Below are 13,796 nucleotides of genomic sequence, written 5' to 3'. Positions count from 1 at the left end.
TGACTAATAGCGTTATTAATGACTAAGAAAGACTCGCGCGAAACCAGCTGATACTGACTCTCAACCGTCAAACGCCAACCGCGAACGGCAAACATTAATAGACCACTACCGATGATAATGCCAAGAATAGCTAAGATGACCAAACCACGCGTCGGATCAGCGGCAAACGAATGCACTGAGGTAAGGACTCCAGAGCGTACCAGGAACGTGCCAAGCAAGCTTAAGGCAAAAGCGAAAATAGCCAGCATGATGGTCCATGCTTTAAACACCCCGCGCTTTTCAGTGACTGCTAATGAATGCAGCAATGCTAAGCCGACAAGCCAAGGCATAAACGAGGCGTTCTCTACCGGATCCCAAAACCACCAACCGCCCCAGCCAAGCTCGTAGTAGGCCCACCACGAGCCCAGTGCAATACCAATGGTCAAAAATCCCCAAGCCGCGAGCGCCCATGGACGTGACCAGCGTGTCCAAGCAGCATCTAAACGCCCTTCCCACAATGCCGCCATACAAAATGCAAAAGGCACTACCATACCCACATAGCCCATATATAACATGGGCGGATGAATAATCAGACCGAAATCTTGTAGGACAGGATTTAAATCAGCGCCATCGACCGCTAGATTGGGTAAGGTACGCTCAAACGGTGACGAGGTAAATATCAGCATTGTTAGCATCATTAACTGTACACCGGCCAAAATAACTAATACCCGCGCACGCATTGATAACGGCAAGCCGCGACTAAAGTATGATACCAGTGCACACCATGTGGCCATGATGGTCATCCATAGCAGCAAAGAGCCCTCGTGTCCGCCCCATGTCGCCGATAACTTATAGTACCAAGGCAACAGCGTATTAGAATGCTGCGCGACGTAACTGAGGCTAAAATCATTATAATAAAAACCTGCTATCAAAGCGCCAAATGACGTTATCATGGCGGCAAACTGTGCCCAAGCTAAGCTAGGGGCTAGTCGTTGCCAAGCAACCTGGTTACGAATAACACCAATAGTTGGCAGAATTACCTGCAATAACGCCAATACAAAAGCGGTAAGCAAGGCAAAATAGCCCAATTCTGTAATCAACATACGGTCTAACCTTATTTACTCTAATGCGGTTGCAGTTTACTGTAGCGGTGGAATTTTTATTATTAGAACCCACCCCGAAATCTGCTGCTATCTCTAGTTTTTAATTGATTTCGAAGGGTTTTATTTAACTACTTTAGGCGGAGTTACCAGTGGAGGCGCGCCTTTAAAGCGCAGTAAACGTAACGCATTGAGAGTAACGAGCACTGTTGCTCCAGCATCAGCTAGAACCGCAATCCATAGTCCAGTAATGCCGAATACGGTCGTGATCAGAAAGACGCCTTTGAGACCTAAAGCGAAAATGACGTTCTGATGAATGTTGCGCATGGTGGCACGCGAAAGTGCAATCAGATGGGCCATGTCTGTAACACGACTTTTTAATAATGCGATATCGGCCGTCTCAATGGCCACATCGGTGCCACCACCCATCGCGATGCCAACATCAGCGGTTGCTAGTGCTGGCGCATCGTTAATACCATCACCCACCATCGCTATTTTGCTGTTATTCTTCATCTCGTTAAGCAAGCGCAGTTTGTCCTCAGGCAACAGCTCAGCTTCCCATTCCACGTCTAAATTACTGGCAAGTGCTTGAGCGGTTAAGCGGTTGTCGCCTGTTAGCATGACGGAGCGCACACCCATCGCTTTAAGTTGAGCCACACCTTCATGAGCGTCGTCTCGTAACTCGTCTCTTAGTGCGACCAATCCAAGCACTTCTCGACTTTGCTCATCGAAAAGAACTGAGACGGTCTTGCCCTCATTTTGCAGCGCCTCGATTTGTGCCTGTTGCTCGGCTGAAATTGATGCCTCATCTGCGGCATAAACAGGCGAACCGATAGCTAGCGCGCGCCCAGCGATAGTTGCGTGTACCGCTTTACCCGCAGTAGCAGAAGCTTTAGAAGCCACAGGTATGACAACTTTGGCGGCTTTGGCATGACTGACAATAGCTTCAGCAAGCGGGTGACTAGAACCTGTCTCCACACTGGCAAAGAGCGCCAATACCTTATCTTTACCTTGAGAACCCTGATCCTGAGAATCCTGACCTTGAACACTTGAATACTCTTGTGTAATGTCAACAACATCGGTCACGCGTGGTTTACCTTCAGTTAAAGTGCCTGTCTTGTCAAAAGCGACTGTCTTCACTTGGCCGATGGTTTCTAAAGCACTACCGCCCTTGATCAGCAAGCCGCGGCGCGCACCGACCGCTAGACCAGAGGCGATAGCAGCTGGTGTTGAGAGCACAAGAGCACTAGGACAAGCGATCAATAATAAGGCTAGACCTCGATATAACCAAGTTGACCAATCTCCGCCCATGGTTAACGGTGGGACGATGATAATTAGGGCGGCAATAGCCATCACAGCCGGTGTATAGTAACGACTGAATTTCTCAATAAAACGGGCAGTGGGTGCTTTGGAAGCTTGCGCTTGCTCTACCAAATCAATAATGCGCGAAATAGTGTTATCGGCGGCTGTCTTTTCTACGCGCACTTGGAGCACACCATCGATGTTAATTGACCCTGCAAATACATTGTCACCCATCGTCTTGGCAACAGGAACAGACTCTCCCGTCACGGGCGAATCATCAAGGCTGGACGCACCTTGAACAATGGAACCATCAGCAGATACCCTATCTCCAGGACGCACCAGCACAAGGTCATTCACTTGTAGTGAAGTCGCTGGAACGTTACGCTGCCCACCTTGAGCATCAAGTAAAATCGCACTTTTCGGAACCAGCGATGATAAGGCTCTGATGCCAGCGCGAGCGCGATCAGCAGCGATACTCTCAAACAGTTCACCGATTGAGAACAAAAAGACAACCGCTGCGGCCTCTTCAGCTTCACCAATGATAAGTGCGCCAAGCACGGCGACGGACATCAGCGTTTCAATTGAAAGAATGAACCTGTTTTAGCCAGTGCTAAGGCTTTGCGTGCAAATGGAAAAACGCCTACAATCACAGCGATGGCAAACACCCATATCCCATAAGCGGGGAACAGTAGTGACAGTGCATAAGCGCTGCCCATCAAAATACCGAGACCAACAACCTGTTTGCCTTTTTGAGTTTGCCACCACCGCTTATCCTGCGGAGCCATCTGATTGTCGCTGTCAATATCAATAGCCGATACAGTTTGTTGACCAGTATTGGCAGATATACCGAACCCTAGGCTTTTGATGGTTTTTTCAATATCACTAGCCTGAGTCGGCGCATCAGGGGCCAAGCTTAGCTCTAGCGTTTCTGTAGCAAAATTTAGCTCAACATCAGAAACCCCAGGCATACGTTTCAAAGCTGTTTCAATCTTGCCGATGCAACTGGCACAGTCCATACCTTCAATATGATATTTCATAATAATTTACCCTTTGAATAATGGTATTATGAACCCTCTAGTGGCTTTAGAGTCAAGGTTGTCTATCTACAGTTTTGTAAATTTAATTTCTCTAGCGCCAGTCTTTACAGCCACTTTAATTATTTAAATCATAGAGGTTATTATGACAATCAAAATTGGTGAGCTCGCTAAACGCACAGGTGCCACAGTGGAAACCATTCGCTATTACGAAAGGAGCACTTATTACCTGAGCCTTCTCGCAGCGCAGGGAATTATCGTTTATATAATGAAGAGCACATTGAGCGTCTACAATTTATCCTACACTGCCGTACGCTTGACATGGCTCTAGACGAAGTACGAATCTTACTTGAGTTTTGGGAGGAACCTGATAAAGACTGTGGTGATGTGAGCTCCTTACTAGATAAGCAAATTTATGCTGTAGAAATACGAATGGAAGAACTGATGCACTTAAAGCAGCACTTGACTGTTTTTGCGCCAGAAATGTGCAAGTAGTGCACCAGCGGTATCATGTGGGATATTAAAGGCTCTTGCCGATAATTCTTGTCATGAGTAATGATATTAGTAGTGTTCATTTCTGACTGATCAAATCATGAAAGGTTAAATACACCCTGATGTTAAGCACAAAAAAAACCCAGCAATGATATTAAGATCACTACTGGGGTTGGAGGAAATAATAACTATGTTGTGCTGACTTATCAGGTCTTATTTATCATTCATAGCAAGGTAGATATTTCGATCTGGTGCGGATGCGTCATCCACGTATTTTGAATCACGCCATGTGGTATAAGCATAGACACCACTGTATGGGCTGATGCTGTTCTGACGGAAATCAGAAATCCAGTTTTCGCCATCAAAGATTTGGATATGGCCATGTGGACGCTTTGATGAGCGATCATAGACAATAACATCACCTACTTGGGTTGGCATATCATTACTGATTTTGCTAAAACCTGCTTTATCAAGCGTGCCACGAGTGGCGTACTGATAGGCTGAAGGATTGGGGGTGAACTCATAACCTGCTGATTGTAGTGCTTTACGTACGTAACGGGCACAGTATCCAGAGCTACCAGATAGAGCCACTCGTGAAGCACGAGCAGCAGCGATAGCGGGGGCTGAATTGCTATCAGGAACTGTATTGACTTGCTGCTGTTGTTTTTCAGCGTATAAGCGGCTGTTTAATGATGAAAGCCGACTCTCTTTTTGCTTAGCCTGCGCACTTAGGTTGCTAATAGCTTGACTGATTTCGTCATTACTAGAAACATAAGCACCACTGCTAGTGCTATAGATGTTTTTTGATGAACCGTAGTTTGATGCCACAGAAGTATTGGTGATGGTATTATTTGTTTGAGAGATTGTGATAGCAGCACCACTCGTTTGTGCTATGCCCATACCCAGTACTGACAAAATCAATAAAGCCTGTTTCATAAATCTAATACCTACGGTTAATTCAAAATGGTCTGTTATCAACAACAGCGCAGTCAATTAAATTTCAACAACTCAAGTATATATACGTCATAGTGACTGATACTTCTGCTGCATATTATTCATATAAAAAATGATTATTGGCGATCACAGCATCATTGAAGTCTTACGAAGCTGTTGCAAATCAAGCTGCTGGCCAAAACACAAAGCCGACTTTAGCATAGGCTGTTTAGCCTGTCATCACCCTTAAAAACCCCAAAAATACTTTTTTGATGTTGAAAAAATTGCTAATATTCCACATTTTACAATGTAAGTTTGTGTAACATATACAGAATATAGCTGACTAAATTGACAACAATTTCTACTGTTTTATAAGCAAAAAACGTCTGAGGGTTAAATCTAAATTACAGATTTAACCCTCAGACGTTTCACAATGGATAGTAGTACCCTATATAGGGTCTAACTAATTATTAAGATAATATAATAATTTATAATATTAATATAGATGTTAATTCCCTACTGGCTTATGTAATATTACGTAATTGTTTCGATACATCCTGTATATTCTTGTATTAACCCTTAATTATTTATCTATTTTAAGGGTTAATAACCGATAAATCCGCTTACATTGTCATCAAAAGTTACAAATTCAAAGTTGTTTTTGCTTTTAAAGTCGCAATAGCTAATGATTTTTTTGATGAAGAATCATTTTATAAGCAATAGAACAGTCTTATACCTGCCTCATTTACTTTTAACGCTAACACTATAATCAAAGTATTCTTAACTGCTAACACACTATAATTGCTGCTCTACCGATTCAATATCAGCATAAACTTGGGTCGTCCCGTCTTTATTGAGCTGCATAACCTGATAGGGCATGAATTTATTTTGATACTCCATACCTGGGCTACCAACAGGCATGCCAGGTACGGCAAGACCCATAGCTTGTACTGGCGGATTTTCTAAGAACTGCGCCATATACTTAGCAGGTACATGACCTTCAAAGACGTAATCATCAGTAGTGACTACAGTATGGCAAGAACGCATCTCAGTTGGAACGCTGTAGCGCTCTTTAAATACGGCTAAGTCCGCAACATCTTGCGCGGTTGCACTTAGACCATTATCTTCTGCATGACTTATCCATTCTTTACAGCAGCCGCAATTGGCATCTTTATAGACCGTAGCTGAGACGTTTTTTAGTAGGTCTGGTTTACTTACTGACCTTGTCATCATGTGAGCACTTTTAGCGTTTGGTTCATCTTCCTTTAAAGTGATAGCTGTTGCATTTTCGGTTGTTACTGATGTTGTGTTTGCATCAGATACGCCACTACTCGGTTGGCTACAAGCAAATAGTGATGAGGCGGCAAGTAACACCAGCGTACCACGCAACCCCTTAGACAGATGACGATTGAATATAAGACTGGATTTTATTTTTAAGGGGGTCATAGTGCTCTCTCATGTACTGTAGATATTGTGAGCTATAGAAGGTCAAGTAACACTTCATATCGTTTGGTAATGTAGCATAATAAACCATCAAACGGGGTACGTAAATTTATACATTGAGCAGTGCGGACTGGTATCATAAGCAGTTTTTATTTTGAAATGCTGCCTGTAGTATTAACGGGTCTATCTGAGTTTTGGATTTTGATTAAAAATTCAAGGCTCATAATTTTGGATAATTTGCGATGCACCTGTCTACTATTAGTCTACAAAAGCGTTTGAGTACTCACTTAAATCAATTACCGCTATGGCTTACGCTAGTAGCAGCATGGCTTGCAGGGGCTATTTTTTTATTTGCATTATCGCCTTATGGGTTCTGGCCGCTAGCAATAGTGTCACCAGCGATTTTATATGCGCTGTTGGTGCCAAATATGAGTGGTCGTCGCGCTTTTATTATCGGTGAAGCTTACGGTATGGGGCTATGGTGCGTCGGCGGCTTTTGGCTCTATACAGCTATCCATGATTATAGCGATACTCCAACGTGGCTCGCATTGATTATGATTGGATTGATGGGTCTCGGTATGGGACTGTTTCATGGATTTTTAGCACTAGCCTTTAACCGTATGGTAGGCAAACAACCCTTTTCATTTGCTGCTCTTTGGGTGCTACAAGAATGGTTAAAAACTTGGTTATTCACAGGCTTTCCGTGGCTGTTTGTTGGTTATGCGTTTACTGAAGAGTATTGGTTATCGTCCTTAGCACCCGTTGCTGGTGTTTTTGCCGTCTCTTTTGTTGCCATACTATTGGCTGCAAGTTTAGTAGAGCTACTGCTTCGGCGCAGTAGTTATGCCGTCGTTTCTGTACTGTTATTGGCCATTAGCACATCATTATGGCTGGTCAATCCGCAATGGACAAAACCTAAGGGCACACCTGATCTGTCAGTGTCATTGATTCAAGGTAATATTTCACAAGATATAAAGTGGCTGACTCAATATCAAGTAGAAACGCTAAAGATTTATGCGAAGTTAACGCGCACTGAGTGGGGACGTGATGTTGTGGTGTGGCCTGAATCATCTATTCCGATGTTTCAGGATGAGGCTGCGGGCTTTATTAGTGAAATGATAGAAATGGCTAATGCGACCAATACGACATGGATAACTGGTATCCCTTATAAGGATAAAGCGGCATTCAATGCCAGTACGGATAAGTATCCCCCATTTTACAATAGCGTGATTGCTCGAGGTGTAGAAGCGGAAGGCCTATACAAGAAGCAGCGTCTGGTGCCTTTTGGAGAGTATATTCCATTTGAAGGCGTGCTCGATATTTTCCCAAGTTTGGCCGGTAGTCAGGATATTAAGAGCTATAGTCGCGGTAGTGATCAGCAGTCACCGCTACAGGTGCGTGGACACAATATAGGGACGGCTATCTGTTATGAGGTAGCTTATCCAGATACCACGCGTAAAAATGCCATCGATACTGACTTTTTGTTGACGGTCTCTAACGATGCCTGGTTTGGCACTTCAGCAGGACCATTGCAACATTTGCAAATGGTACAAATGCGCGCGCTTGAGAACGGGCGCTGGTTTATTCGAGCGACCAATACTGGTGTTACCGCTATCATTAACCATAAAGGTCGTATTGTAGAACGCGCACCGCAGTTTGAGCGTACTGTACTACGTGGTGAGATACAGGCACGGGTTGGTAACACTCCCTTTATGCTTATGGGAAATTATCCTATCTTGATAATAATAACTCTGTTATTACTACTAAGCTATTTTGGCAAAGGTCTAACCACACTTAGAGGACGAGGGTAATAGTAAACTTAATTATAATAATTTAATCAGCGTAAGTTTTTTATTTTTTCTAGGTAACGTCCTAACGCACGTAAATATAAAAGTTTTAAACTATTGATCACATAAGAACTGATTGAAAAAATTATGTCGACATAAAGCACGCGCCTCATACTTAAAAAGAGATAGCTATATACGGTCTATCATCTTTTAGTTGATACTTTCATTTAATGCACGCGATTTTTGATTGTCATCTGCCTTAATACCAAATTCAATAGTTGCATGTTGTATATTCTGATGCGCCAAATCTTCCTTAATATTTTCTTTCATAATAAGAGTCTCTTCTAATGTCACATCGCTCTTCGGTACGATATGAACTGTCAGAGCATTCTCAGTGGTACTCAAGGCCCAGATGTGCAGATGATGAAAGTTTTGAATAAATTTATAGCTCTCTAAGATAGCAGTGATTTTACTGAGATCAACATTTTGAGGTACTCCGTCAATAGCAAGCTTGATACTCTCTTTTAGTAGACCCCAAGTCGATAACAGTATCACGACTGAAATAATCAAGCTAACTAGAGGATCAACGATATTCCAACTTGTATAGTAAATAATAATGCCCGAGATAACGACACCTACAGAGACCAATGCATCTACCATTAGATGCAAGAAAGCACCTTTAACATTAATATCGTCTTTTTGACCTTTGTAGAATGCAAAGCAGAAACAGTATTTATAAATACACCTATTAGAGCTGTAATAATAATAACTTTTCCTGCAACTTCCGGTATGGTATCAAATCGACCCAAGGCCTCATACGCAATACCTATAACGATTGTAACTAACAATATGGCGTTAATAAGAGAAGCCATTATAGAAGCTTTTTTGTAGCCATAGGTATAAAGCGTAGTAGATGCTTTCTGTGCTAATTTCATTCCAATTAACGAGATTATTAAACTGGCAACATCACTTAAGTTGTGGCTAGCGTCTGCGATTAAAGCTAATGAATTAGTTGAGTAGCCCACTATGAACTCGATGAGCGTAAATGCAGAATTTAGACCAATTCCAATATAGAAAGCCTTATTCATATTTTTAGGGTTTGGAGCTTGGTGACTGTGGTTATCTGAATTACTCATAATTTACCCTTGTTTAGGTTGCTGCATTTTATTAAAGGTAGAAAATAATTTTATTGCATATCTTCTATATTGCACAGTCAATATTGCTCTAATACCGTAGACACACTTATTGTTATCAATAAACTGAGCCACAACTGGATTGTATGTCCTATCTCTCCTTGGGCGAAAAAAGCGGCTTTTACTGTAATCTAACTGGCTTACGTAAGCTTCTTATTTTCACGTTCAAGCTCTTTAGTATGTGTAGCTTAGTCTTGAATGTTGGTTAGTATGGTTTCATTAGTGCGCTTTTTATGACATGACCACAATGTTCCAAAAGTAGATTCTATTTTCAGTACTATAACTTGAATGGTTGACCACATAGAGGTGTAATCGTTTAATGCTTCAATCAGCATGCGAACGGCGCGTTCTTTAATCTCAGGAGTGTAGGTTTGTCTTTTCATTGTCGTATTCTCTCAGAATGTTGAGTCTCCGACAATCTCGGGGCGGTTCAGAATAATGATGGGGCTAGAAGCCCCTTATATTTTGTGTAACTTAAATCGTTATTGAGTACGCTTTGATTAAGGGCAATATACCTTAGCACTGCTAACCGTTTTTGGTTCTATTATATGGTACTGATATAGGAAACAGTGCTTGTTTTGCCATGGGCATTTTTTTTGCAGCTTGCTTCTACGTCTGGCTTAAGAAAACGAGCATCTGATGATACTAGAAAGGTACACAGCGTTCGATGATATATATAGTTTTTTGAGTTTTTTATACATATCCTTTTTTTAGGTATAAAAAATCCGATTTTTTATATCTATCGTTCAACCAACTTTTCATCAATCATTTCAGTCAACAGCTCAGTAACCGTTTTTCGGCTTTCAAGCGCGTACCGTTTGAGCGCAATGTGTTTATCTTCATCTAGATTAAAATTCACGCGTACCGTCTTTTTGGGACTGTCCGTCACATCCGATAGAGCTAACTGATCCTTAACGTTCTTACTAGGGCGACCTGCTGATAAACTCATGACCTACTCCTCACCAAAAAATGTTTGAACCTCACTGACTAATGCAGTTATCTCTTGTATCGCATTGCTGGTAGGCGATTCGGTATCAAATACAGTTTTACCAAGGGCAGCACTGTTAGGATAAGCAACACGCTGTATAACTCTAGTTTCTAACACTGGAAGATTGTAATCCAGTAGTGCTGTCGCGACTTCCTTACCTATATTGGTGTTTTGAATAGCACGTGATACGACAAACGCCGCCTTTAGTTGACCATCCATCATCTCTATACGCTGCTGCACCAGATCAACCAAATCGCTGGTCGCCCAGATATCATAGGGGCTCGGCTGCACCGGAATCAATATAAAATCTGCGGCTTTAATAGCTGAAATGGCCAAACTAGTAGCTTGCGGCGATCCATCGATCACCACGTAATCTTTATCAGAAACGCTTTTTAAATCTTTATCAAGTGTTGGTCTATCAAGCCCGATCACTGGTACCGGATTGTCTTCATCAACCGCTCTCCAGTCACGCGCACTGCCCTGCTGGTCGCTATCCACCAACAAAACACTATGACCTTTTAGTTGTAAGCCACGAGCCAAATGCGTTGCGATGGTAGTCTTACCGCTACCACCCTTTTGATTTAATACCGCGATTACCTTCATAAATACAGATCCCTGTAGTATGTATTGAGTATATAAGTATATAAGTATATAAGTATATAAGTATATAAGTATATAAGTATATAAATATAAGTATATATAAGTATATAAGTATATAAGTATATAAGTATATAAGTATAACTAAAAATGTACGTCACATCACTATTAATAGCAATACTTCATAGTAAAAATAGCATCGCCTTTTCTAACTAGCGTATATCCATCATGATAGACGTCCTGTATCAAAGACAGCATAATAAACTGCCTATTACTAGGCAAATTGCGCTATTGGATACCAATTTGAGCTACTAAAAGGAATACTTTAGCCGCTCATATTCGTTATAATCCGTTCACCAATCAAAAACTACTAATCGTTAATGAGGAAACCACTATGGTGAAGTGTCACTTATCGACCATCATGGGCGAAAGACGCCTTAAAATTGCCGATGTCGCAAGAGATACTGGTATCAATCGTGGCACCATTACTCGCATGTATCATGAAGAAGCCACCCGAGTTGATCTAGATATCATCGAGTCTTTATGCACGTATCTTAGAATCAATGTTGGTGATTTATATGAAATCATAAATGAGGACAGCAGTGAATCACCTGAGTGAACACCTTCGCTCATAAGACATTATCACCTTTAAAAGTATAAAAAGACCTATAGAAGGTCATTTTCTCTTGCAATAGATTAAAATATAGGTATAATTTGACCTGTAGTAAGTCATTTTATCCATTATTTATACACAATAATCTACAGGAGAATACCAATGAATAACAATCTATCTCGGCTCAACAGCTGCGCTTGGTTTAGTGAACAGACTAAAGCTTTAGCCTCTCAGCTGTTATCCAGCTTACAAGTACAGCAAGGCGTACAACCGGCATCATTACTTGGTGTTGACGCTATTCTTTATAATGATGAAGCGATTTATGTCTGGGTGCAACGACAGATAGATGACGGTCTTATGATTGATGATTATGCGTTAAGTACCCTTGAAACTGCTTTTATAGAGTTGGTCACAGCTCATACTGACCAAGCAGCCTAGTCACTTTAGCTTATATTTACAGACTTCTTGTTTAACAAGAAACAATAACCCTTAAAGCCAGATAAAGTGTCATTATCTGGCTTTTTAATATAGACAAAGATAACGACAATCAAACAAGCCTTTTTTCAGTCTTATATGTTTCAGAAGACGCACTTTTGGGCAATATAGCTCGCTATTACCATACGTCTTTACTCAGTCGGCTTTGCACGCGGCACCCCAGCTATTTTATAATAAACAAAGCCTCTCTCATCTCTCAAAACACTCTTACTGTCTGCTCTAACGCACCAGCTGATTGCATCAGGCTGCTCTTTATTAACATCACAAGCCAAAATAAACTGCGCACTTTGAGCATTATTAAAGGCCTGTTTCCAACCCGTTTCAAGCTCATCGATGCCGCGCTGTAGCTCTGCTTGCTGGTATTTCATCTCTGCAATCTCATCAAAGCTTGGCACATACCAAAATACCAGAGCCACCAAACTTATTATCACAGCCATCGTACCCGCTGCGACAGCGGCTGCAATCCTTTTAATACTCATAGTCTCAATGGACTTATGAATTTTGTCCAAGTCTTTACTAGCTCTAGCCTCGACCTGCTCAATCCGCGTTTTGGTGGTGGTCTCAAAGGTCTCAATATCTTCAATAATCTGCTTATGACCAGCTTGGTACTGATTGGTGAATAGGGCTAGATTGTCCGCGCTTGCGCTAAGTTTATCAGCAACTCCTTGCATGGTACTGATTTGTACCTCTATGCTATCGTTTTTAGCAGTGACGACCGACTCTACAGCCGTATCAATCTGCTGTTTCATATCGGTGATGATGCCCGCTATTTTGTCATCATAACGACGCGGCATCTCATTGTCAGTAAAAGCAGTCACTGCCGCTTGTAGCTGCTTTAACACGAGTTCTTGATACTGGCTCAATGCCTGCGAAGTCGTGCTTGCGCTACTACCTAATTCTTCAATGGCAGAAGACACCTCATTCACCTTGCTATCAATACCGCTAAGCGAACGCTCAAGCCGCCTCGCTACCGCATCATCGGCTCGCTTAATCAGCTCACGCAAGGCCCCAATGACCGGAGTCAATGAAGTCACTAGGTTAACAAGTTGATCGTGTATGTCTTGCTCATTGCTATTGTCTTTATTCATGGGGTACTCATTATTATAATGCCGCCTAAAATGGGCGTGGTGAGGAGTAGCGGCGTGTTTGTGCTTGTTCATGCGCTTGGATGGCGTTCTTCGTTTTTTGCAGGTGATCTGTCACAGTTTGTGTGAGCGTTGCCCCATCTATGGTGATAGCAGGAACGTGCTCAAAGCGCTCATTGATTTTCGTTAACACCTCGACCTTATCTTGATTGTCAGGCAAGCGCTCAAGCTGTTGCCATAGCGTCGTTGCTGCCTTCTGCACCTGCGTTGCAATTTTTTTAGCATCGGTGTCTCGTAAACTTTTTTGTAGTGTCGTAAAGCTGTCAGTGTGTTTTAGAGTAGTGAATATAAATGCTTGTGCGGCAACCGCCTCAGCCGCGTTGATCACTTCGATCGGTGCATCAACGGCCTTAAAATCAAGGGTATTAACGCGGTTACGCACCCGTACCACTAAATTGTCAAATCGAACTCGATATGCTTTGGTCTCATTGATTCGCTGACGCTTAAGAGATGCCTGCTGCCGTCTCTGTTTTAAGGTTTCTCGCCGCCTGATCAAAGCCTCCTCTCGTGCGCGCTCAGCCTCTTTCTTAAGCTTTGCTTGCTCATGCGCTTTGTTGAGCTGATATTGCAGCGCCATAGTACGGCTGCGCCAGTCCTCAAGCCGACCTGCATTCAATTGAGTAGTCTTGGTACTTATGATTTCATCGTATAAATCATCATCTTGCACGATCACCGCCTCACTTTGATCCAGTAAG

14 protein-coding genes and 2 pseudogenes are annotated in these 13,796 nt (G+C 42.3%); 5 read left to right on the top strand and 11 right to left on the bottom strand.

Features of this window, described 5'->3' with window-relative positions; translation table 11 throughout:
* From JMV76_RS14180 to JMV76_RS15295, 3 genes are all read right to left on the bottom strand, one after another.
* Positions 1–1,082 (bottom strand): heme lyase CcmF/NrfE family subunit (locus JMV76_RS14180; RefSeq protein ID WP_201503131.1); only part of this gene is annotated, 1,082 nt, incomplete at its 3' end.
* 120 nt (positions 1,083–1,202) lie between these two features.
* Positions 1,203–2,951 (bottom strand): heavy metal translocating P-type ATPase, encoded by a 1,749-nt coding sequence (locus JMV76_RS14175; protein ID WP_265090320.1) that lies wholly within the window; start codon positions 2,949–2,951, stop codon positions 1,203–1,205.
* Positions 2,951–3,418, bottom strand: coding sequence for a cation transporter (locus tag JMV76_RS15295; RefSeq protein ID WP_265090319.1), 468 nt, complete (start codon positions 3,416–3,418; stop codon positions 2,951–2,953). Before JMV76_RS15295 ends, JMV76_RS14175 begins: the two co-directional genes overlap by 1 nt.
* A 142-nt stretch (positions 3,419–3,560) precedes the next feature.
* On the opposite strand from JMV76_RS15295, the pseudogene JMV76_RS15290 reads away from it, so the two are divergent.
* Both JMV76_RS15290 and JMV76_RS15285 read left to right on the top strand, forming a co-directional pair.
* Positions 3,561–3,709, top strand: a pseudogene (locus JMV76_RS15290) (MerR family DNA-binding transcriptional regulator); the annotation flags it as partial.
* Positions 3,710–3,736: 27 nt separating this feature from the next.
* Positions 3,737–3,910, top strand: coding sequence for a MerR family DNA-binding protein (locus JMV76_RS15285; protein WP_445260953.1), 174 nt, complete (start codon positions 3,737–3,739; stop codon positions 3,908–3,910).
* Positions 3,911–4,120: 210 nt separating this feature from the next.
* Here the strand turns inward: JMV76_RS15285 and JMV76_RS14165 are convergent, their stop codons facing one another.
* The gene (locus JMV76_RS14165) at positions 4,121–4,843 is read right to left on the bottom strand and encodes a CHAP domain-containing protein (RefSeq protein ID WP_201503130.1); all 723 of its coding nucleotides are present in this window, start codon (positions 4,841–4,843) and stop codon (positions 4,121–4,123) included.
* A 792-nt stretch (positions 4,844–5,635) separates the two neighbouring features.
* Complete coding sequence (locus tag JMV76_RS15145) at positions 5,636–6,286, bottom strand: DUF411 domain-containing protein (protein ID WP_011513677.1); 651 nt, start codon at positions 6,284–6,286, stop codon at positions 5,636–5,638.
* 239 nt (positions 6,287–6,525) lie between these two features.
* Between JMV76_RS15145 and lnt the strand changes: the two genes are divergently transcribed.
* Positions 6,526–8,094, top strand: coding sequence for an apolipoprotein N-acyltransferase (lnt, locus tag JMV76_RS14155; protein WP_045448063.1), 1,569 nt, complete (start codon positions 6,526–6,528; stop codon positions 8,092–8,094).
* Between the two features lie 186 nt (positions 8,095–8,280).
* Here the strand turns inward: lnt and JMV76_RS14955 are convergent.
* The 4 genes and pseudogenes from JMV76_RS14955 to parA form a co-directional block, all read right to left on the bottom strand.
* Positions 8,281–9,158 (bottom strand): annotated as a pseudogene (locus JMV76_RS14955) (cation diffusion facilitator family transporter).
* 293 nt (positions 9,159–9,451) lie between these two features.
* Positions 9,452–9,646 carry a hypothetical protein gene (locus JMV76_RS14140; RefSeq protein ID WP_201503128.1) on the bottom strand — a complete coding sequence of 65 codons (195 nt, stop codon included), beginning with the start codon at positions 9,644–9,646 and terminating at the stop codon, positions 9,452–9,454.
* A 356-nt stretch (positions 9,647–10,002) separates the two neighbouring features.
* Positions 10,003–10,212: a plasmid partition protein ParG gene (locus JMV76_RS14135; protein WP_045448060.1), complete on the bottom strand. Its 210-nt coding sequence runs from the start codon at positions 10,210–10,212 to the stop codon at positions 10,003–10,005.
* A 3-nt stretch (positions 10,213–10,215) separates the two neighbouring features.
* Positions 10,216–10,854 (bottom strand): ParA family partition ATPase, encoded by a 639-nt coding sequence (gene parA / locus JMV76_RS14130; RefSeq protein WP_201503127.1) that lies wholly within the window; start codon positions 10,852–10,854, stop codon positions 10,216–10,218.
* 388 nt (positions 10,855–11,242) lie between these two features.
* Here parA and JMV76_RS14125 point away from each other — a divergent pair, with 388 nt between their 5' ends.
* Positions 11,243–11,467, top strand: coding sequence for a helix-turn-helix domain-containing protein (locus JMV76_RS14125; protein ID WP_045448313.1), 225 nt, complete (start codon positions 11,243–11,245; stop codon positions 11,465–11,467).
* 156 nt (positions 11,468–11,623) lie between these two features.
* Positions 11,624–11,899, top strand: a complete 276-nt coding sequence (locus JMV76_RS14120; RefSeq protein WP_201503126.1) for a hypothetical protein — start codon at positions 11,624–11,626, stop codon at positions 11,897–11,899.
* Positions 11,900–12,087: 188 nt separating this feature from the next.
* Here the strand turns inward: JMV76_RS14120 and JMV76_RS14115 are convergent, their stop codons facing one another.
* Positions 12,088–13,044 (bottom strand): hypothetical protein, encoded by a 957-nt coding sequence (locus JMV76_RS14115; RefSeq protein WP_087813584.1) that lies wholly within the window; start codon positions 13,042–13,044, stop codon positions 12,088–12,090.
* 25 nt (positions 13,045–13,069) lie between these two features.
* The coding region (locus JMV76_RS14110) for a hypothetical protein (RefSeq protein ID WP_201503125.1) at positions 13,070–13,796 on the bottom strand (727 nt) is incomplete at its 5' end.

The sequence above is a fragment of the Psychrobacter cibarius genome (assembly GCF_904845955.1).
In the GTDB taxonomy this organism is placed as follows: domain Bacteria; phylum Pseudomonadota; class Gammaproteobacteria; order Pseudomonadales; family Moraxellaceae; genus Psychrobacter; species Psychrobacter cibarius_B.
This window is presented reverse-complemented; position numbering and strand designations above follow the sequence as displayed.